Here is a 19,300-nt window from a genome sequence, read left to right on the forward strand (position 1 = left end):
GAAGCTCCGCTTGCCCAGACCAGAAGAACCGTCGATGCTGATCGAACCGCATCTCGCCCCACGCCCCGCCAACCACAGTCCGCTGACGCCGCTTGGCCTGCTCGACCATGCGGTCGAGGCGTTTCCCACTCGCCCCGCTGTCGCGTGGCGCGACCGCACCTGGACGTACGGAGAGTTTGCGTCACTGGTGGCGCGCTTTGCCGGCTTTCTGCGTAGCCGGGGCGTGAAGCCGGGTGACGTCGTCTCCATCGTTGCGACGAACCGACCGGAAATGCTTGCAGCGCACTATGCCGTGCCGATGCTCGGCGCCGTCCTGAACGCGATCAACACGCGGCTCGACCCCGACACGGTCGGCTACATTCTCGAACATGCGCAGAGCGTCATGCTCATCCTCGACCCGGCGTGCTCGATCTGCCCCGAGATTGCCGGAAGCGTGCCGGCCTTCATGCTCGGCAATTCCGATGAAGGACTGAACTGCCTCGACCTGCTGTCCGAGAGCGACACGGTCGACTCCCTCGATCATCGCGCGTTCGTCACCGACGAATGGCAGCCGATCTGTCTCAACTACACCTCCGGAACAACCGGCAGACCCAAGGGCGTTGTCTATCATCATCGCGGCGCCTATCTGAACGCGCTCGGCAACGTGCTGGCGCTCGGCCTAACCCACCGCACAGTCTATCTGTGGGCGCTGCCGATGTTCCACTGCAACGGCTGGTGCCACACTTGGGCCATCACGGCTGCAGGAGGCCTGCATGTCTGCCTGGACCGCATTGATCCGGCGCTCATCTTCGCGGCGATCGAGCGCCACCAGATCACGCATCTGAGCTGCGCGCCGGTGGTGCTCTACATGCTCCTCAATCATCCCGACCGCCCGGCCGCGAACCCGGCCCGGCGCATCACCGTCGCGACCGGCGGCGCCTCGCCGACCACCGCGCTCATCGAGGGCATGGACGCACTCGGCTTCGATCTCATCCACCTCTATGGTTTGACCGAATCCTACGGCCCGGCGACGCTCTGCAACCTGGATGACGACGTCGCGATGGCCGACGCCAAGACGAAGGCGAGCATCCTCGCCCGCCAGGGCGTGCCGCACGTCATGGCGAGCCGCGTGCGCGTGGTCGATGACAACGGCAAGGATGTCGCGGCTGACCGAATGGCGATGGGCGAGATCCTGCTTGCCGGCAACACGTTGATGGCCGGCTATTACCGCGATCAGGAGGCGACCGAAAAAGCCTTCGCCGGCGGCTGGTTCCACACCGGCGACCTCGCTGTCCGGCATCCCGACGGCGCGATCGAGATCAAGGATCGCTCGAAGGACATCATCATCTCCGGTGGCGAGAACATTTCGAGCCTGGAGATCGAAAGCGTGCTTCATCGCCACCCGGCGGTGCTGCTCGCCGCCGTGGTCGCAGCACCCGATCCGAAATGGGGCGAGGTGCCCTGCGCCTTCATCGAGTTGAAATCGGGACAGCAGGCCGCAGCGAAGGAATTGCTCGCCTTCTGCCGCGAGCGACTGGCGGGCTTCAAAGTGCCGAAGCGCTTCGTGTTCCGGGAGCTTCCCAAGACGGCGACGGGCAAAATCCAGAAGTTCGTGTTGCGCGAGGAGGCGCGCTGACATGCCGAACGATTTTGCCGATATCGATGCGTCCCGGCTGCAACTGTTCCTCGACGGCCATTTCGGCGAAGGCGGACCGATGCGTCTTGAGCGTATCGGCGGCGGCCAGTCCAATCCAACGTTCTTCCTCGATCACGGCACCCGCCGCATGGTGCTGCGCAAGCAGCCGGCCGGTCCGATCCTCAAGGGTGCACACGCCATCGACCGCGAATTCCGGGTTCTGAGCGCGCTCGCCGGCACGGACGTGCCAATCCCGAAGCCGGTACTCTACCACGCGGAAAACGACGTGGTCGGCCCGTCTTTCTATCTGATGGAGTGCGTGGAAGGCCGTGTTTTCCACGACGCCGCCCTGCCCGGCATCGAACCGGTCGAGCGCCGCGCGATTTATCTCGCCATGGCCTCCACGCTGGCGAAGCTACACAGGATCGATCCCAATGCGGTCGGCCTCGGCGATTTCGGCCGCGCGGGCAACTATTTCGAGCGCCAGATCGCGCGCTGGTCGAAGCAATGGGCCGAATCCCCGACCAGGGACATTCCGGAACTGGACAGGCTGGCGGATTGGCTCAGCTCGAATCTCCCGCCCGACGACGGGCAAGTGGCGATTGCCCATGGCGATTTCCGGCTCGGCAATCTGTTGTTCCACCCGAGCGAGCCGCGCGTGGTCGCCATCCTCGATTGGGAATTGTCTACGCTCGGCCATCCGCTGGCCGATCTGGGTTTTTGCTCGATAGCCTGGCACACGACACCGGACGAATATGGCGGCATTCGCGGGCTGAACCTCGCGGCACTGGGCATTCCGGCCGAGCCGGACTTCCTTGCCGGCTACTATGCAGACGCGCTTCCCACAGGCCTGCTTCTGCCGTTCCACGTGGCGTTTTCGCTGTTCCGCTTCGCAGTCATTTTCGTTGGCATTGCCGACCGGGCGCGCCAAGGCAATGCCGCCGGCGACAATGCCGAACAACTTGGCAAGTTGGCGATCCGCTTTGCCGAAAGGGGCATGAGAGCGGCGCGCGTCCAACCCAGCATTGGCTCGTGACAAACAATGTTGCGGTGTTCGATCGGAGACCACAATGCCCCCTTTTGATGCCATTGCCGAAGGCACAACGCCACCCGCTTGGCATCGATGCTGCCGCAGCCAGGCGATTGCCAGCAGCGTGGAAGGCGCTTGGGGGCAAGGCGGGTCGGTGTTGCGTGCGATTCTCGAACAGCGCGACACGCGCGCCGCGCCGAAGCCCGCGTCGGCTGCGGACACAAGCGCATCGAGCCGTGCGAGCGTCGCGCCTGCGCAAGCGGGGATGCATGCAGCGCTGGTTCATGCCAGTCCCCCTGCATTCCGCGCTACTCGCCCGCGCCGCTGTGGTCCTCGGCGGTCAAGTCGCCTCATGTCCACCGTGGCTCCCGTTACCAACCACTTCAGTTTGCGGCTCTCGGATGATCATCAGGCCGAGCAGTCGCCCAAGCCGGTTCTCCAGACCATCCATCAGACTGTAGACCACTGGCACATAAAGGAGGCTAAGAGCGGTTGAGCTGATGAGCCCACCGATGACGGCGATGGCCATCGGCGCGCGGAATTCAGCATCGGCGCCGATGCCAAGCGCGATAGGCAACATCCCGGCGCTCATGGCAACCGAAGTCATGACGATAGGCCGCGCCCGCTTTCGCGCAGCGTCGAGGATGGCAGTCGTAAGGTCGAGACCTTGCTCGCGCCGCGCGAGGATCGCGTACTCGACAAGAAGAATCGAGTTCTTCGCGGCAATTCCCATGAGAAGCAGGATGCCGATGAGTGCTGGTACAGCAAGCGACCCGCGCGTGAGCATCAGCGCCCCGAGCGCACCGCCAAGCGACAATGGGAGGGCCGTAAGAAGTGTAATCGGTTGAACAAAAGTGCCGAACAGCAGAACAAGCACAGCATACATCAGGACGACACCGGAACCGATCGCCACAGCAAATCCGCTGAAGAGCTGCTGCATGCGCTCAACATCCCCGGCCGGAACCTCCATCACTCCAGGCGGAAGAGATTTCATCGCAGACATGGTTCGCAGTCGCTGGGTCGCCTGGCCGAGCGTGAGACCAGCCAGTTCCCCTTCAACCGTCGCGCTGCCTCGCCGGTCCAGCCTGTCGATCTGAGCAGGACCAACGTCAAAACTCATATCGGTCACGGACCCGAGCGGGATGGTCCCGTTGCCGGCAGGAAGCTGCAGCCCGGCGATCCAGGCAACGTCGTCGCGCGCGTGCTCGTCCAGCATGACCCGGATCGGGACCTGACGGCCAGTCAGGTTGAACTTGGGCAGGTTCTGCTCTGCCGCGCCGAGGGTTGCAATGCTTACGGTCTCGGCGAGCATGGCCGAGGAAACTCCCATTTCGGCCGCCTTGTCGGGCTTTGGCCTGATCACAAGTTCAGGCCGGGCGAGGCTTGCGGTCGAGCCTGCGTTGTTGATGCCTGATACGCTTCGCATGTCCTGCTCCAGCGCGTCTGTTGCACGCGCGAGCGCGGCACTATCGTCGGCTGTCAGCGTGATCGCGACCTTTGCCCCGGACTGGCCATCAGCGCCGAAACGCATTTTCGCCCCAGGAACGGCCACAAGCGCGGCGGCGGCAACGGCTTCGAACTGCTGCTGCGAGCGGTCGCGCTCAGTCCTCGGCTTGAGATTGACGGTAATGGTGGCCCTGCGCACCTCCCCTGCGGATGACGTGCCCAGGGCTGCGGCGCCTTTGCCCCCCGACGTCTGGGTGCCTATGGCGGAATAGATGGATTGGACTTCGCGATATCCCTTCAGGATCTCGGTTGCTCTGAGGACTGCCGCGTCAGTATCGGCCAGGGTGGAGCCGGCGGGCAACTCGAGCGACAGCATCGACCGGCCAAGGTCGCGGGCGGGAGAGAATTCGGATGGCATGAACCGCACGAGTCCCATCGCGGCGACGAAGAACACGATGCCGAGCACGAGGGTCATCCACCGAAAACGCAGCGCGATCCTCAAGACAGAGAGGTAGGCGGGCAGCCAGAACGGCTCGTCGTGCTCCTTCGGAGCCGCTTTCAACAGATATGCCCCCATGAGAGGCGTGAGCATGCGCGCCACGAGCAGCGAGAAAGCGACGGAGACACAGGCGGCAATGGCGAAATTTCGGAAGAACTGACCAGGCAGGCCGGGCATGAAAGCCACCGGCAGGAAGACGGCGACGATTGTGGCGGTGGTGGCGACTACCGCGAGCCCGATCTCGTCCGCCGCCTCCATTGCCGCCTCGTACACGCTTTTACCGGTCTGCCGCATATGGCGAACGATGTTCTCGATCTCGACAATGGCATCGTCCACGAGAATGCCGACCACGAGAGCCAAAGCGAGCAGCGTGATATTGTTGAGCGACAGGCCGAATGCGCTCATGACGGCAAAGGTGGGGATGAGAGACATCGGCAGTGCCACCGCAGAGATGAGCGTTGCCCTCCAGTCGCGCAGGAACAGCCAGATTACGATGACCGCCAGCAGGGCCCCGATCCACAGCGCCTCCAGCGCAGCAGCGTAGCTCTCCTCCACGAAAGTGGTGGACGATGTGACTTCACGGATAGCGACATCGTCATGTTCCTGGTCGAGCTCCTTGACCTTCTCTCGCACGGCTTCGGCAACGTCGAGTTCACTCGACCCGACAGTCCTGTAGACGCTGAAGGCGACAACTTCCGCGTCGCCGAGGCGGGCACGTTGGCGCGGTTCCGCCCAACTGTCCTCGACCAGGCCGATGTCCTTGAGCCGAGCGGTACGCCCGTCAGAGAGCGTCAGGCGTGTGCCGGCGAGCGCCTCGATGGTCCGTGCCGCCCCAAGAGTGCGTATTGCCTGCTCGCTGCCGCCAATGGTAGCGCGCCCGCCTGGCTGGTCGGTGTTGACCTCGCGCAGCTGTTGGTTGACCTCGGCAGCTGTGATCCCGAGCGCCATCATGCGATCGGGATCCAGCGCAACGCGGATCTCGCGGTCGACGCCGCCGGCCCGCTCGATTTTCGAGGCGCCATGAACCGAGAGGACAGATTTGGCGACATCGTTGTCGACGAACCAGCTCACGGCCTGGGGATTCATGGAGGGGGCGGTGACCACAAAGGTGAGGATCGCCCCGCCCGAAACGTTGAGTTCCTGGACAAGGGGCTCCTGGATATCCGCCGGTAGGCTCGCCCGGATACTTGCGACGGCATTTCGGACATCATTGGCAGCCTTCTGTGTATCCGTGCCCAAAGCGAATTCGACATTTGTCGTCGAGACACCTTCTTTCACAGTGGATCGGATGTGATCGACATTGCCCAGGCCGGCAACAGCGTCCTCGACGATCCGGGTCACCTGGGTTTCAAGCTCGGAAGGCGCAGCAGAAGCTTGCATCACCGTCACGGTCACCGTCGGGATGTCCATGTCGGGCATGTTGTTGATGCCGAGATTGATAAATCCCAGCACGCCGGCGAGCGTGAGGACCAGGAACAGAACGATGGTGGGAATCGGGTTGCGGATCGACCACGAGGACAGATTGTTCATCGGCCTACCTCCGCACCATCGGCTGTCGCGAGTTCGACATGTACGCGATCGCCGTTTCGCAGAAAGCCGGCGCCCTTTACGGCGATGCGCTCACCTGGGGCGAGGCCGGACACTATCTCGATCCAGCCCCCCCGCCGGACACCCGTTTCGACGGGCCGCAGCGAGACTGTGCCTTCCTGAACCGCGAAGACCGCCTTCCCGCCGTTGCGCCAGACCAGGGCTTTCTCCGGTATGGCAAGGGGAACTCGGCGGCGTGTGGTGATCTCCACGCGGGCGAACATGCCGGGCAAAAGACCGGAATCTGAGGGAAGAGCCACATGGACGGTGCCGAGGCGGGTCCGCGGATCGACAATTGGCGCCACTGCGCGGATCTCACCCTCAATCGTTCGCCCCGCCGGACCGGTGACCGCAACCTGTCCCCCCCGGATGACCTCGAACAGATCTCCCTCCGGGACTTTGGCCTCCACCTCGAGCCGGCTATCGCGCACGATGCGGAACAGTTCGGCACCGGTCTGCACCACCTGTCCAAGAACAGCGGACTTCTTTGAAACGTATCCGGAGGCGGGGGCGCGGATGCTGGCCCGCGCCAGCTGGGCATGCAACTGAACCAGGCCAGCTTCTGCGACCGCAAGACGCGCAGCAGCCGTCTTTTCAGCGGTTGCGCGCTGATCCGCATTCTGCCGGCTGGTGGCGTTGCGTTCCAGAAGCTGTTGCGCGCGCCCTAGCTCGGCTTGGGCGGCCTCGAGATTGGCCTTCGCCTCGGCCACTGATGCCTTCTGCTGTTCCATCTGGGCCAACAACTGAACATCGTTCAAGCGCGCCAGGAGTTGTCCCTTCTCGACGTGATCACCCTCACCCACCAGCACCTCGGTGATGGCCAGTCCCGCTGTCTCGGCAGCGACTTGAAGTTCCTCCCAGGCCACCACAGTGCCGGTCGCCAGCACGGCCTCGTCGATGCGATGTTCCTCGACCGCGGCAACCGTGACGGTCAGTGTCGCTGGCTTCGACGCATTGTGTAGTGCCGGCTGGGCAGCCGGCGACTCCATGAAACGACTGTAGAGCGCCGGGACAACGAAGAGCGATAGAACAGCGGCAACGCGGAACAGCGCGAAAATCGCGGCTGCGCGCACCAGCGGACGAAGACGCCCAAGCGCGCTTCGCAGGTGGAGTACTAAAGAGCCTATCATGATGGGAGGCGCCGTCGCGGCGAGTGTCCTGACTTGTAGCTACTGCTGTCCCAATCCGAAGACGGCGAGGCACTGCTCAGGGAGCTTGTCCCTGTTCTCCGCGACGCAGCGCCGGATCGCAGCCTTGGTTGGCAGCAACGTCCGGCACAGCTTGCGCACTTCCCGCTTGCACATTTGCCGGACTTCCGCACTCACTTCAGGCTGCGAGCTCTGCTCCTGCTGGGCGGCGGCAGTTCCGGGAAGAACAAGGGTTATAAAGGCAAGAATGATCGAAAGCCGGGTCATGTCCAGCACCTCCGTGGGGTTGCAAGGCAAGAACATAGGCTTTCGCTGAAGGAGCCGGGTTTAAGTGATATTAAGAGATGTTTCGCCGCATGCGCATGCGGCGGAATCCGATGGCCAACGTTAACAAAATTAAACAAATCAGCTGCTGACGCAGCAGCGCTTTGAACCGAGAATAGGCGGATGCTCGAATCCGTAAGGGCCATGTCGATCGCACATCTCCCGCAAGGCGCGACACCACGCATTCTTCTTGTCGAGGACGATCCGGAGATTTCGCGGATGCTCATCGACGTGCTGACGGAAAGCGGCTTTGCCGCTTCAGCCGTTGGATCAGCCATTGAGATGGACAAAATTTTGAATGGCGAGCAGGTCGATCTTGTCGTCCTCGACATCATGTTACCTGGTGAGGACGGACTCAGCGTCTGTCGCAGACTGAGGGCGGGTTCGGCCATTCCGATCATCATGGTGACGGCGCGGGGCGAGGCTATCGATCGCATCGTCGGCCTCGAGATCGGCGCCGACGACTACATTCCAAAACCCTTCAATTCCCGCGAACTCGTAGCACGCATCCGCGCGCTCCTGCGCCGGGCGCAAACTGCGAACGGCAGCGTTGCGTCGCGGGCCAGGCCGCTGACCTTTGCAGGATGGACTATCGACCCGACTGCACGTCAGCTTTATGATCCAAACGGCGTGAGGGTGGCAATGACGAGTGTGGAGTTTGACGTACTCATCGCCTTTTGCCGCAACGCAGGCCAGATACTCTCGCGCGAGCAACTGCTTGATATGGTTCATGGCGGTGCGACGGGACCGATCGAACGCAGCATCGACGTTCACGTCAGCCGAATTCGCCAGAAGATGGAAACGGACCCGCGTGATCCAACGCTGATCAAGACGGTGCGCTTGGGAGGGTACATGTTCACGCCCACCGTGGTGGAGATGTAATGTCGTTTTCGGACCGGTTGCGGCTTGGGAGCATCACGACACAAATCACCGGGATCGTCGCAATATCGGTGCTGCTCGGCGCATTCTTCACCATAGCTACGGTTCTGCTTTTCGCCGACGGCGCTGCCTCGAAAGCCAGCCCATCTGCCGCAGCTCAACAGATCGCGCAGATTGTCGAACTCATGCAGGCTGCAAACTCCGGCGAGCGCGCCGCGATATTGCAAGCTTCGCGAAAGGCCGGGGTCAAAGTCGTGGATGTTGCGATTTCCGAGTTGGAGCCGGCAGTTGCCCCAAGCCTACCGTCAATGTCCCGACTAATAGAGCGCCAACTGGAATCGGGCTGGGGGATCGACATGATAGAAGGCGATCGATATTCCTCAGGTCCCGAGCATCAACTCGTCGCCCGAATCGATGACGACACGGCTCTTGTCTTTGATGCATCGACAGGAACGAACCTTTGGCGGCTGATCTGGGCGCCGACAGCGCTTACGCTCGTCATTGTCCTGGTTTTCATCGTCCTTCTTTCCGTGTATGCGGTGCGCTGGATCATAGCCCCCCTGTCCTCGCTCGCTGAGGCTGCCCATTCGTTCGGCCGACATCGGGGCGCTGAGCAGGCCGTGAGCCGCAACGGACCGCGCGAGATCGCCGACGTAGCCGATGCCCTCAATGAAATGCGCACCCGCATCCGCAGCCTTCTCGATGATCGCACACGCATGCTCGCGGCGATCAGCCATGATCTGCGCACCCCACTTACGCGCCTGCGGTTGCGCGTAGAGCGGGTTACCGAGGATGGCCTGCGGGACGGCATGCTCCATGAGATCGAGCAGATCAGCCATATGCTGGATGAGACGATCAGTTATCTGCGCGAGGACGCCCGCTCGGAGGATACATCGCGCGTCGACTTGCCAAGCCTCCTCCAGACGATCTGCGCGGATTTCGCCGATGTCGGCCACAATATCAGCTATAAAGGCCCGAGCCGGTTGACTTGGCTGTGCCGGCCAAGTGCTCTCACCCGCGCAATCAGCAATATCGTGGCCAACGGCGCCAAGCACGGCGAGGTGATCGATGTGCGGCTGAGCGTCGGTGGTGATGGAAAAGCCGAGATCGACGTATCGGATAACGGGCCGGGTATCCCGGACGACCTGAGAGAAAGGGTCTTCGAACCCTTCTTCAAGGCGGATAATGCGCGCGCGATAATGGGCGGGGGTTTCGGACTTGGCCTGTCTATCGCTCGAGACATAGTGCAGGGCCACGGCGGAGGGATTGAGCTCATTCAACGACAGCCTCACGGGCTGACAGCCAGGATCACACTGCCCTCAATGGCCGTCGACCCTAACGACAATGCACGCTCCGACGCTGCAATATTCCTACACAATTCTTAAAGCCGCAATGGCGCGATCTGGCCAAGAGCCTGGTATTCGACTTCACCGGGTGTGAGCGGATTGAGGCCGGGTTGCTCGATTGGATCATCAGCAAGTCAGGCGCTGCCCAGCTATGAATTTCAAACTGACCCACTACCGATCCTCGCCCTGGAGTGCGACCTCATTCGCAAGTTCCTCGGGTAACCCGTGATCTGCCCGAGAGAGCGCCAGCATGTTGTTGGCCGCCGTCTGCCTGCCATCTGGCCGAGACCTACATCGGAGGGGACGACCGTAGGCAAGGGGAACCAAGTTATCTGAACGCTCGTTGCTTCCTTCAGGCTTTGACGGATTATCATGTCGCCGTCCAATCGATACGGTTTGCTGGGGGCGCCAGGCTTTGCAGTCGCGGCAATCGCGATGTTTCTTGCCGTCACGGCTCAAGCAATGGCCAGCAGCTATATGACCCTGCTCGCCGTTGAACGAGCCGGCATGTCGCCGTTCGAACTCGGTCTGTTCCTCACTTTGTCAGGCATCTCCAGCATTGGTGCCACATCTCTATTCGCTCGTACATTTGACAGCAGGCCACGCCTCTGCCCCCTCGCGCTGCCCCTAGCTCTGGCCGCTTTGGGCTATAGTCTCTGCACGGTCATTGTAGATCGGTGGGCGCTGATGATTGTCGCATTCCTGCTTCTCGGGCCAGCCACCGCGAGCTTCGCGCTGATCTGCGCGGTCGCCAAGGGCGGGCTGGATCAACGCGGTTCGGCGCTCGCCGCACAAGGCATGGCAGCATTGCGCATGATCGCTTCACTCAGCTGGGTCATCGGCCCGGCCTTGGGTGCTTTTTTGATCCACGTCTGGAGCTATGCCGGCGTCTACGGCGTCGCGTCGTCCTGCAGCCTGGCGGCATTCGTTGCACTCTTCGCTTTCCGGCCACCGATGATGCCGGCGGTCACGACGAACGAGAAGGTACGACCAATAGCTTTTCGGTGGGCTATCCAGGCGGCCTTGGCCCTTACATTCTTCAATATCGCGATGTTTATGGGGTCGACGGCGCTTTCGATCGTGGTCGTCAATGATCTCGACGCCAGCGAGCGCGATGTCGGGCTGATGTTCAGCCTCTGCGCTGCCGTGGAAGTCATCGTCATGGCGCTCTTCGTCCTAGTACCAGCAAAGCGGGCGAACCGATCGCTCCTCGTTGCAGGCTTCGCGGTTTTCTCATTGTACTTTTTGAGCGTGGCTCTGCTGCCAATGCTGCAAGTGATGTATGGCGCGCAGGTCCTGCGCGCAGTTGGCATCGGCATCATCAGCGTCGGCGGAATGCAGCTGCTGCAAGAACTCAATCCCGGCCGCGCCGGTACGGCATCAGCCCTTTTTGCCAACACAACGAACGCGGGTTGGCTGGTCGCCGGCATTGCCACCGGAACCTGGGCGGAATTGTTCGGCTATCATTCCGTTTTCGGGCTGTGCGCGGCTCTGAGTTTTTTCGGCGGCGTGCTTGTGGTCTCGGGTTCGTCGTTGCTTGCTGCCGAAACGAAATCATCTCGAGCATGATGGTCACATTGCAGCAAGCTCATTGTGCCGTGCCCAACAAGCTGCCACCTGGCGACCCGTTACCGGGCGTGTCAGAAGCGCCCGGTGAACCGCAAAAATATGCTAGACCTAAACGTTCGGATTTTGCTCCGGGATCCAGTGGCGGCAGCGCGGAATGGCAGCGGCCTCATCCCGGGCATAGGCCCAGAATTGACCTGCCTTAGTCTTGCCGTGGTCGGGAACCTCGGGGATGGGCGCTCGCCCTTCCGGGTAGCTGGCGCAGATGCACTTACGGATGTGGTCCACGTCGACCGTAGAGGCAATGGTCGCCAGAATTCCGCGCCAGCTGCAGGCTGCGGCTGAGCAAGCGAGAATGCGGTTCCTACTCGCCTAGCCCGGCGAGCAAGCGTGCGACATCCCCACGCCGGAACCCAAAGCCGGTGGCGGTCTCGACTTCGGTGATCATCGTTTCGATTTCGGCAGGCGGGCGGCGGGAAGCGAGGAAGAGCGGGCCTCCCTTAAACTTCGAGAAGCCGAAGCCGTTCACCAGAACGAGGTCGATCTCCCTGCCAGATCGTGCGCTGCTCTCTTCGACGATCAATGCCGCTTCATTTAGGACCGCGCCCAGTGCGCGACGTCTGATTTGTTCGCCCGACAAGGGCATCGAGGATTCGCGCTTCACGGCGTACCGTCTGACGATTTCTGTCACGATTGGGTCCGGTTGCGCCTTGCCGGTCGCGCCTGCGTAGGTGTACCAACCCGCGCCGGTCTTGCGACCAAGACGCCCCAGCTCGCAGATTCGATCGGCAATTTCGACATAGCGCTCCCGAGGATCACGGGCAGCAGCCTTGCGCAGGCGATTGCGCCACGCGATGTCGAGCCCCGACAGGTCTCCGGCTGCGAAAGGGCCCATGGCGAAGCCCAGTTCCTCTACCGCGGCGTCGACCTCATGAGGGAGCGCGCCTTCTTCCAGCAGGAACTCGCACTGCTGACGGTACTTCGCATAGATGCGGTTCCCGATGAAGCCTTCCGAGCATCCCGTGACGATCGGAAGTTTTCCAACGATTTTGGACACAGAGACGCCGGTCAACAAGACGTCAGGTGTAGTGCGTGCGTTGCGGACAACTTCGACAAGCCGCATCCGGTGCACGGGTGCGAAGAAATGCAAGCCGACGACATCTTCGGGCCTGCCTGTCGCCAGCGCCAATTCGTCGATATCGAGATACGATGTGTTTGATGCGATGATCGCACCCGGTTTCAAAACCAAGCCGAGCGCAGAAAGCACCTCCCGTTTGGCGGCCATGTCCTCGAATACGGCTTCGATGATCAGATCGGCATCGGAAAGCCCATCGAGACTCATCGATGGGATCAGGCGTCCCCAGACTGCATCGAGACCACCGGTGCCGAGCCGGCCGGATCTGGCCAGATCATGAATCGCGACAGCAACAAGATCGAGACCGCGTGCAAGCGCCTCCTCCGTCGTGTCAACCAACGTCACATGATACCCGGACGCGGCAAAGACTGCCGCAATGCCGGCGCCCATCGTCCCGGCGCCGACGACGCCGACTTTCTGAATGACTCGCGCGGCCCGTCCTTCCATCCCTTCGAGTTTGCTGGCCTCACGCTCGGCAAAGAAATTGTAGCGCAGCGCCGCCGCATCCTCCCCGATTCGAAGCCGCTGGAAGACCTCGCGCTCGCTGGAGAGCGCCTGCTCGAACGATGTGCTGATGCTTAACTTAATGACCCTGAGCGCTTCGCGCACGGCTTCCCGGCCGTGCCCCTTTCTTAGTGCGGTTTTTTCTGCCAGGGCGAGGTCACCGGTCGCGTCACTCGGAACTGATCGATCTCGGACCCTGCTCTTGCGGCCTGCCATTCGTCTCACCCAATCAGCAGCGAAACCTGCCAGATCACCCTCGGCGATACCGTCGATCAGACCAAGCGCAAGCGCCTCCAAGGCAGCAACACGCCTACCAGACACAATCAGGTCGAAGGACTGTGCAATGCCTACCAGCCGCGGCAGGCGCTGCGTCCCACCGGCTCCAGGAATCATTCCCAATGTTACTTCCGGAAGCCCAACCACGGCTTCACGCGTTGCAAGGCGCCCATCGCAGGCGAGCGCCAATTCGTAGCCACCACCCAGGGCAACGCCGTCGATCGCCGCGACGATCGGCTTGCGACACTGCTCGATCTCGAGAATGACCGACGGCAGGTCCGGCTCCTGCAGGGGCTTGCCGAACTCCCTGATGTCTGACCCGGCCATGAAGGTCTTGCCGGCACCGATGATGACACCACCAACCAGGCCGTCGTCGGCCGCCAATCGACGAACGGCATTGCGAAGTCCCAGCCGTACGCCGGCCGACCCAGCATTGACTGGGGGATTGTCGATAAGGATGAACCCGACGTCCCCATCGATCCGGAGGCGGACTGATGCTGCACTCATGTCCAATGTCCCTGCATGCAAGGCCGGTCAGTTTTTGACGAAATCCGCTACCGCTTCGAAAAGTTGAATTCGGCTGCGCTCATACGGCATCCAGTGTGTAGCGTCGGAAATGACCACTTCCTTGACCTCGGCGTGGGCCACCCGCCGCCCAAGCTTGGTGTCGGCAAAGGTATCCAAAGCGCCTCGCAAGACCAGCGTCGGAGTACGCAGCCGAGCGGGATCGAATGCCGGCTTCCCCGACCAGGCATTGTGGAGGTCAAGCAGGGGTCCTGTGGGCCGCGCAAGCATGGTCTCGCCGGAGGAAAGCGCACTTTGTGGTGCGCGCGCGACGACATCGATCACCTTCTGTATCGTTGCTTCGTCAACAATGTCCTTCCGCAGGCCAAGCATCCGCCTCCATGCGGCCACCGCTGCTTCGGGCAGCATGGGCAAATAGGCCGGCATACTCGACGTGATCGTGCCGGAAGGTGACATCGCGGCCATGGCCTGCGCGCCTTCGGGATAGCGTGTCGCCTGCATTGCACCGACCAATATGAGCCGGTCGATCAGGCTCGGTGCCGAGATTGCCGCCAACGCCGCAACGATAGCACCCCAGGACCAGCCAAGGAGGTGGAGCGGCCGCTGGGAGGACTGTGCCTTCAACCACCTCAGGAAGGTTACGACGCACGGCGCCGCTGCCGCCGCCCGGGTTGCTTCAGGCCCCAAGTCCGGCCGGTAGGACGCGCCGAAGCCCGGCAGGTCGATAGCCCAAACCTCGATGTCACGTCCGGCGAGATCGGCCGTCCACGAGACGCCTGGGACATCGAACGCATCGGCGGTGGGCACGCCATAGCCATGCAGAAGCACAATCACCGGCTGATTTTCCTTTGCCGCAAATCTGCGGCGAAGGACGCGGATCCTCGCTTTTTCTCCAATGTCGACAAACATCTCGTGTCTCGATTTGCTTTGTGGCATCGCCTATCTCGCGAACGCCGAAGCCATGGATGCAAGGGACATGCAGCAATCCTTTTCCAGGTTTCACTGGCATTGCCCTTCGGGGCGTCGACCAGGCAGATGTGGTTCAGATGCGGTTTTATGGAAGCCAATAGGGACAATCGGCGCGCCGGAAAATTGCAGTTTTGACATGGTCGATATTAGACCCGTGAATTTGTCCCGCTGCCCATCAAGGTGCGGCGCCGAAAACACCGCGGTCCTGGAACGTCCCGGGTCAGACGCGCAGAGTCCCTGCGGCTACGAGAACGACGCTGCCACCTACGCGTGCGGCGCAAACACCACCGTTGGTGATCGTCAGTTGCAGGTCCAGCTGACTTGGGCGGCCCATCTCGTATCCCTGCAGCAGTCGAACCGCGTGCTCACCGTCGGGGAGCGAGGCAAAGCGCGCGAGCACGCCCGAGAAGGCCGCGGCCGCCGAACCTGTCGCTGGGTCTTCGGCGACCCCAAGCGCCGGAGCGAATACGCGAAGCCGATAGCTGCCATCTGGTCCATTCGTATAGGCAACAAGCGCTCGTGGCATGGGCTCCGGCAACACTTCCCCCCAGCGTCCGCCGTCCAACCTAATAGCGCTCAAGGCCGGCAAGCCTGAAAGCGGCACAAAGACGAATGCAAACCCGGAACTGAATATGCTCGGCACATGCGACTCAAACCCGATATCGCGTTCGGACAAGCTCAGGAGGCTTGCGAGCCCTGCCGGTTGGACATCGATTGGTGACTGCTGCGGCAAATCCGGAATGTCGAAGGCGGCGTGGCCCGTACCGATCGAGCGAGCGAGTGCCTGGCAATGCACAGGCCCAACCTTCTCATCCAAGGTCAGCATGCGAAGCTCCTCGCCACCGTCCTTGAGAAGCGAGCAGATCAAAACCGCCGCACCGATCGTCGGGTGTCCGGCGAACGGAATTTCAGCCGTCGGCGTGAAAATGCGGACGGGCACTTTCCCGCCCAGGCGGCCGGTCAGGAAGATTGTCTCCGAAAGATTGAATTCCTTCGCAATCGCCTGCATGGCGCTGTTGCCGAGGTCTTCGGCATCAAGGACGACGGCAAGAGGATTGCCGGCCAGTGGGCTGTCGGTGAAGACATCAAGAATGAAATAGGGCCGGGTCATGGGGATCTCCAAAAGTGGGTTGTGCGTTGGGTTTAAGCAGGGTTGCCTGCGGTGGTCAGCCTCAACCAACGAACTGTCTCGGCGAAAAAGACCGAGGAGAGGTGCGCCAATCACGACTTCACCGCCACAAGGCTTCATCGCGCTCGCATCGTGATGGTCTTCTTGATCATGTGTTCGAGAATTCCCTCCTCGCCTGACTCGCGGCCAAGGCCACTCTCCTTCACCCCTCCAAAGGGAATTTCCGGAAGAGCCACCGTTGTGCTGTTGACCGCAACCGCTCCCGCCTCGATGCGGGAAGCCAGCCTCTGGGCACGGCGGCCGTTCTCGGTGAAGACAAACGACGCAAGGCCAAGAGGAAGCTCGTTTGCCCTGCCAACTGCCTCAGCTTCGTCGTCGAAGCTGACGATCGGTGCGATGGGCCCGAAAATCTCCTCCTGGAGAACGCGTGCTTCCCGGGGAACATCCGTCAGCACCGTCGGCGCGAAATAGTGTCCGGTATTGCCCGTCCTTTGGCCACCGAAGGCGATCCTGGCGCCTCTTGACACTGCGTCGGCCACAAGGTTCTCCATCGCCGAAACCCTCCGGGCGCTGGCCAGAGGCCCCATCGTCGTTCGCCCGTCGCGGCCATCTCCGACCACGATGTCTGCAGCCGCTCTGGAAAAGGCATCCACGAACCTGCCATGCGCCGACCGCTGGACGAAGAAGCGGCTGGGCGAGATGCACACCTGTCCGGCATTGCGATACCGGGCTGCGGCGGCTTCCTTCGCGACGGCCTCGACGTCCACATCGTCGAAGACCAGGACCGGAGCATGCCCGCCGAGTTCCATGGTGACTGGTTTCAGGCCTTCGGCAGCGAGCGCGGTAAGGGACTTTCCAACCAGGACCGATCCCGTAAAAGCGACCTTGCGAACGATCGGAGATTTGATCAGATGGCGCGCGACCTCCGGCGGGTTTCCAAACACCACATTGACGAGTCCGCGCGGAGCCCCGGCTTCGGCGAACAAACGGGCGATTTCCAGGGAACATCGAGGCGTCTCCTCGGAAGGCTTCACGATGATGGAGCATCCGGCGGCGACGGCCGTACACATCTTGCGGCCTGGATTGAAAGCCGGGAAGTTCCAGGGGGAAAAAGCCGCGACAGGCCCAATCGGTTCATACTCGACAAAGAGCCTCAAATTGCGGTCTCGCGAAGGAATGACGCGGCCATACGTACGCTTGCACTCCTCCGCCGCCCATTCAAACGACTCGGCCGTCACGGCAATTTCGGCAAATGATTCAGCGAGAACCTTCCCCTGGTCCTCGGTCAAGATTCGAGCCAGCGCCTCGCGATCGCGACGAATGAGGCCGGCCACTGTTCTCAATAGGGCCGACCGCTCGAGAGGCGTGCTGTCCCGCCATTCGGCGAAAGCGCCAGCACTCGCAGACAAAGCGTCGTCGAGGTCCCGCGCATCCGCCAGTGTCAGATCGGCAACGACCTCGTCGTCGGCTGGGTTCAGCACCGACATCGTTCGCCGCCCGCCTCCCACCCTTGATTCGCCGTCGATGAACAACCCCAGAATTGCTGTCATGTTATGTCCTGCTCTGGGCTGTGGCGCCAACGCCCGCCTGTTTTGCGAGCGCTTCGGAACGTATCTGGCTGATCGTGCTGCCGGGTGGGCCCGCATCGGCCGGCAGCCGTATTTCAATGACCGCGACGCGTCCTGCCGCAGCCGCCTGTTCGAACGCAGGCGCAAAATCCTCGGTTCGCTCGACGGTGGCCGCGAAGGCGCCAAAACTTTCCGCCCATCTCACGAAACATGGATTGACGAGCCCTGTGTCTACGCCACGGCCGGGGTAGTCCCGCTCCTGATGGACTCGGATCGAGCCATACATGTCATTGTTCAGAACAAGAATGATTGGAGCGATGTCATATTTGACGGCCGTCGCAATTTCGTTGCCTGTCATGAGGGCGCCGCCATCGCCGCAGAACGCGACCACCGTTTTCTCCGGAAAGATCAGTTTGGCCGCAATGGCAGCGGGAATGCCGTAGCCCATGGCGCCGTTCGTCGCTCCCAGTTGGGAAGGGTACGTTCGGTAGACATAAAACCGCTGCATCCATCCCGAGAAACTTCCGGCGTCGGTGGTCAGAATCGCGTGCGGGTCGAGCCGTTCCCGCAACTCGCGCATGATCTCCCACATGTCGAGGGACGTGCCTGGAGGAGGAGCGATCGGAGCGAGATGCGCCAGATAGTCGGACCGGAGACCTCGCATCCATCCATGCCCCCTGCCTTTGCTGACTGGCAGTGCTGAAGCCAGGGAGGCGAATTCACCAACGCTTGAGCAAATTCCGAGCGCGGGAGCGTAGACCCTGCCGATTTCGCTCGGGTCGGGGTGGACATGAACCAGCGTCTGCGCCGGGCATGGCGGGATCAGCAGATCGTAGTGCTGCGTTGTTTTTTCCCCCAGTCGAGCGCCGACGGCCAGGATGAGATCCGCCTCCCTGATCCGATCCGCCAAGCGCGGGTTGATCCCGATTCCCACGTGGCCAACATACGCGTCGCTTCGATTGTCGATCCTGTCCTGGCACCGAAACGTGCCCGCAACCGGGAGATGCTGGCGTTCCGCGAACGCGCGCAGAAGCTCCGACGTATCAGGCGTCCAGCCGCCTCCGCCCACGAGCATGACGGGTTTGGACGAAAGCCGCAGAAGCTCACGAAGCCTGTCCATCGATGCAGCCGATGGGGCGGGCTGGACAACCCGATAGGGAGGCGCGGCCGCAGCATCGGTCAACCCGGCCAACATGTCCTCCGGCACGACGAGCGCCACGGGCCCAGGACGCCCGGATGTCGCCAGGTAGAATGCGCGGCTCAGAAGCTCTGGAATTCGATCGGCCGACTGAATCCGGCCGACCCACTTGCAGACCGGCTTCAGGAACGCCCTGAAGTCGATCTCCTGAAAGGCCTCGCGGTCCTCGAAGCTCCGGTCGACGTCGCCGACAATCGCGACGAGCGGCGTAGAGTCCTGGAACGCCGTGTGGAGCCCGATGGTCGCATTGCAGGCACCCGGTCCGCGCGTGACCATCAATACGCCCGGACGCCCAGTCAGCTTGCCATAGGCCTCGGCCATGTTGGCCGCCCCGCTCTCATGCCGGCAGGAGACGACCTGTATTCCAGGCTCATCGACAAGAGCGTCAAGGATTGGCAGGTAGCTTTCGCCGGGTACGCAAAATATCCGCTCGACCCCGTGGATCCGAAACGCCTCGGCTACTGCCTTGCCGCCCGTCCTGAGTCGACGCGGCGTCAGCGCATCAGGAGAGTTCATCCGTGAAGCACGATGATGCTGAAAATCTGCTTTCGACATC

The 19,300-nt window shown here is 62.0% G+C and carries 13 protein-coding genes; 5 read left to right on the forward strand and 8 right to left on the reverse strand.

Translation table 11 applies throughout. The features are described from left to right. Positions 1 to 34: 34 nt before the first annotated feature. Positions 35 to 1,615: an AMP-binding protein gene (locus LB519_RS15215; RefSeq protein WP_224620421.1), complete on the forward strand. Its 1,581-nt coding sequence runs from the start codon at positions 35 to 37 to the stop codon at positions 1,613 to 1,615. 1 nt (position 1,616) lies between these two features. Beyond that, on the forward strand, positions 1,617 to 2,651 hold the full coding sequence (locus LB519_RS15220; protein ID WP_224620422.1) for a phosphotransferase family protein: 1,035 nt from the start codon (positions 1,617 to 1,619) through the stop codon (positions 2,649 to 2,651). A 334-nt stretch (positions 2,652 to 2,985) separates the two neighbouring features. On the opposite strand, the gene LB519_RS15225 is transcribed toward LB519_RS15220, so the two are convergent. The 3 genes from LB519_RS15225 to LB519_RS15235 all read right to left on the reverse strand — a co-directional run bounded on the left by LB519_RS15225 (position 2,986) and on the right by LB519_RS15235 (position 7,592). After that, positions 2,986 to 6,120, reverse strand: coding sequence for an efflux RND transporter permease subunit (locus tag LB519_RS15225; protein ID WP_224620423.1), 3,135 nt, complete (start codon positions 6,118 to 6,120; stop codon positions 2,986 to 2,988). Next, positions 6,117 to 7,250 carry an efflux RND transporter periplasmic adaptor subunit gene (locus LB519_RS15230; protein ID WP_224620424.1) on the reverse strand — a complete coding sequence of 378 codons (1,134 nt, stop codon included), beginning with the start codon at positions 7,248 to 7,250 and terminating at the stop codon, positions 6,117 to 6,119. Before LB519_RS15230 ends, LB519_RS15225 begins: the two co-directional genes overlap by 4 nt. A 96-nt stretch (positions 7,251 to 7,346) precedes the next feature. After that, complete coding sequence (locus tag LB519_RS15235; protein WP_224620425.1) at positions 7,347 to 7,592, reverse strand: hypothetical protein; 246 nt, start codon at positions 7,590 to 7,592, stop codon at positions 7,347 to 7,349. Between the two features lie 180 nt (positions 7,593 to 7,772). Between LB519_RS15235 and LB519_RS15240 the strand changes: the two genes are divergently transcribed. The 3 genes from LB519_RS15240 (at position 7,773) to LB519_RS15250 (ending at position 11,443) form a co-directional block, all read left to right on the forward strand. After that, entirely contained in the window at positions 7,773 to 8,531 is a 759-nt protein-coding gene (locus tag LB519_RS15240; RefSeq protein WP_224620426.1) for a response regulator, read from the forward strand. After that, positions 8,531 to 9,913, forward strand: a complete 1,383-nt coding sequence (locus tag LB519_RS15245; protein ID WP_224620427.1) for an ATP-binding protein — start codon at positions 8,531 to 8,533, stop codon at positions 9,911 to 9,913. The genes LB519_RS15240 and LB519_RS15245 overlap by 1 nt, the downstream gene beginning before the upstream one ends. A gap of 333 nt (positions 9,914 to 10,246) precedes the next feature. Next, positions 10,247 to 11,443 (forward strand): MFS transporter, encoded by a 1,197-nt coding sequence (locus LB519_RS15250; RefSeq protein ID WP_224620428.1) that lies wholly within the window; start codon positions 10,247 to 10,249, stop codon positions 11,441 to 11,443. Positions 11,444 to 11,804: 361 nt separating this feature from the next. Here the strand turns inward: LB519_RS15250 and LB519_RS15255 are convergent, their stop codons facing one another. From LB519_RS15255 to LB519_RS15275, 5 genes are all read right to left on the reverse strand, one after another. After that, the gene (locus LB519_RS15255; protein WP_224620429.1) at positions 11,805 to 13,862 is read right to left on the reverse strand and encodes a 3-hydroxyacyl-CoA dehydrogenase NAD-binding domain-containing protein; all 2,058 of its coding nucleotides are present in this window, start codon (positions 13,860 to 13,862) and stop codon (positions 11,805 to 11,807) included. A 27-nt stretch (positions 13,863 to 13,889) separates the two neighbouring features. Next, a complete protein-coding gene (locus LB519_RS15260; protein ID WP_224620430.1) occupies positions 13,890 to 14,789 on the reverse strand; it encodes an alpha/beta hydrolase in 900 nt (299 codons plus the stop codon). A 280-nt stretch (positions 14,790 to 15,069) separates the two neighbouring features. After that, positions 15,070 to 15,960 (reverse strand): PhzF family phenazine biosynthesis protein, encoded by an 891-nt coding sequence (locus LB519_RS15265; protein WP_224620431.1) that lies wholly within the window; start codon positions 15,958 to 15,960, stop codon positions 15,070 to 15,072. A gap of 134 nt (positions 15,961 to 16,094) precedes the next feature. Further along, positions 16,095 to 17,528, reverse strand: a complete 1,434-nt coding sequence (locus LB519_RS15270; protein ID WP_224620432.1) for an NAD-dependent succinate-semialdehyde dehydrogenase — start codon at positions 17,526 to 17,528, stop codon at positions 16,095 to 16,097. 1 nt (position 17,529) lies between these two features. Further along, positions 17,530 to 19,299, reverse strand: a complete 1,770-nt coding sequence (locus LB519_RS15275) for a thiamine pyrophosphate-binding protein (RefSeq protein WP_224620433.1) — start codon at positions 19,297 to 19,299, stop codon at positions 17,530 to 17,532. Position 19,300: the final 1 nt, after the last annotated feature.

Source organism: Mesorhizobium sp. AD1-1 (genome assembly GCF_020164655.1).
Taxonomy (GTDB): domain Bacteria; phylum Pseudomonadota; class Alphaproteobacteria; order Rhizobiales; family Rhizobiaceae; genus Mesorhizobium; species Mesorhizobium ciceri.

Bases quoted from the DNA above. Each gene is read 5' to 3' on its own strand.
- LB519_RS15275 (WP_224620433.1), bottom strand. From the start codon at position 19,299: ATGTCGAAAGCAGATTTTCAGCATCATCGTGCTTCACGGATGAACTCT.
- LB519_RS15225 (WP_224620423.1), bottom strand. From the start codon at position 6,120: ATGAACAATCTGTCCTCGTGGTCGATCCGCAACCCGATTCCCACCATC.
- LB519_RS15250 (WP_224620428.1), top strand. From the start codon at position 10,247: ATGTCGCCGTCCAATCGATACGGTTTGCTGGGGGCGCCAGGCTTTGCA.
- LB519_RS15235 (WP_224620425.1), bottom strand. From the start codon at position 7,592: ATGACCCGGCTTTCGATCATTCTTGCCTTTATAACCCTTGTTCTTCCC.
- LB519_RS15265 (WP_224620431.1), bottom strand. From the start codon at position 15,960: ATGACCCGGCCCTATTTCATTCTTGATGTCTTCACCGACAGCCCACTG.
- LB519_RS15270 (WP_224620432.1), bottom strand. From the start codon at position 17,528: ATGACAGCAATTCTGGGGTTGTTCATCGACGGCGAATCAAGGGTGGGA.
- LB519_RS15215 (WP_224620421.1), top strand. From the start codon at position 35: ATGCTGATCGAACCGCATCTCGCCCCACGCCCCGCCAACCACAGTCCG.
- LB519_RS15255 (WP_224620429.1), bottom strand. From the start codon at position 13,862: ATGAGTGCAGCATCAGTCCGCCTCCGGATCGATGGGGACGTCGGGTTC.
- LB519_RS15220 (WP_224620422.1), top strand. From the start codon at position 1,617: ATGCCGAACGATTTTGCCGATATCGATGCGTCCCGGCTGCAACTGTTC.
- LB519_RS15245 (WP_224620427.1), top strand. From the start codon at position 8,531: ATGTCGTTTTCGGACCGGTTGCGGCTTGGGAGCATCACGACACAAATC.
- LB519_RS15260 (WP_224620430.1), bottom strand. From the start codon at position 14,789: ATGTTTGTCGACATTGGAGAAAAAGCGAGGATCCGCGTCCTTCGCCGC.
- LB519_RS15240 (WP_224620426.1), top strand. From the start codon at position 7,773: ATGCTCGAATCCGTAAGGGCCATGTCGATCGCACATCTCCCGCAAGGC.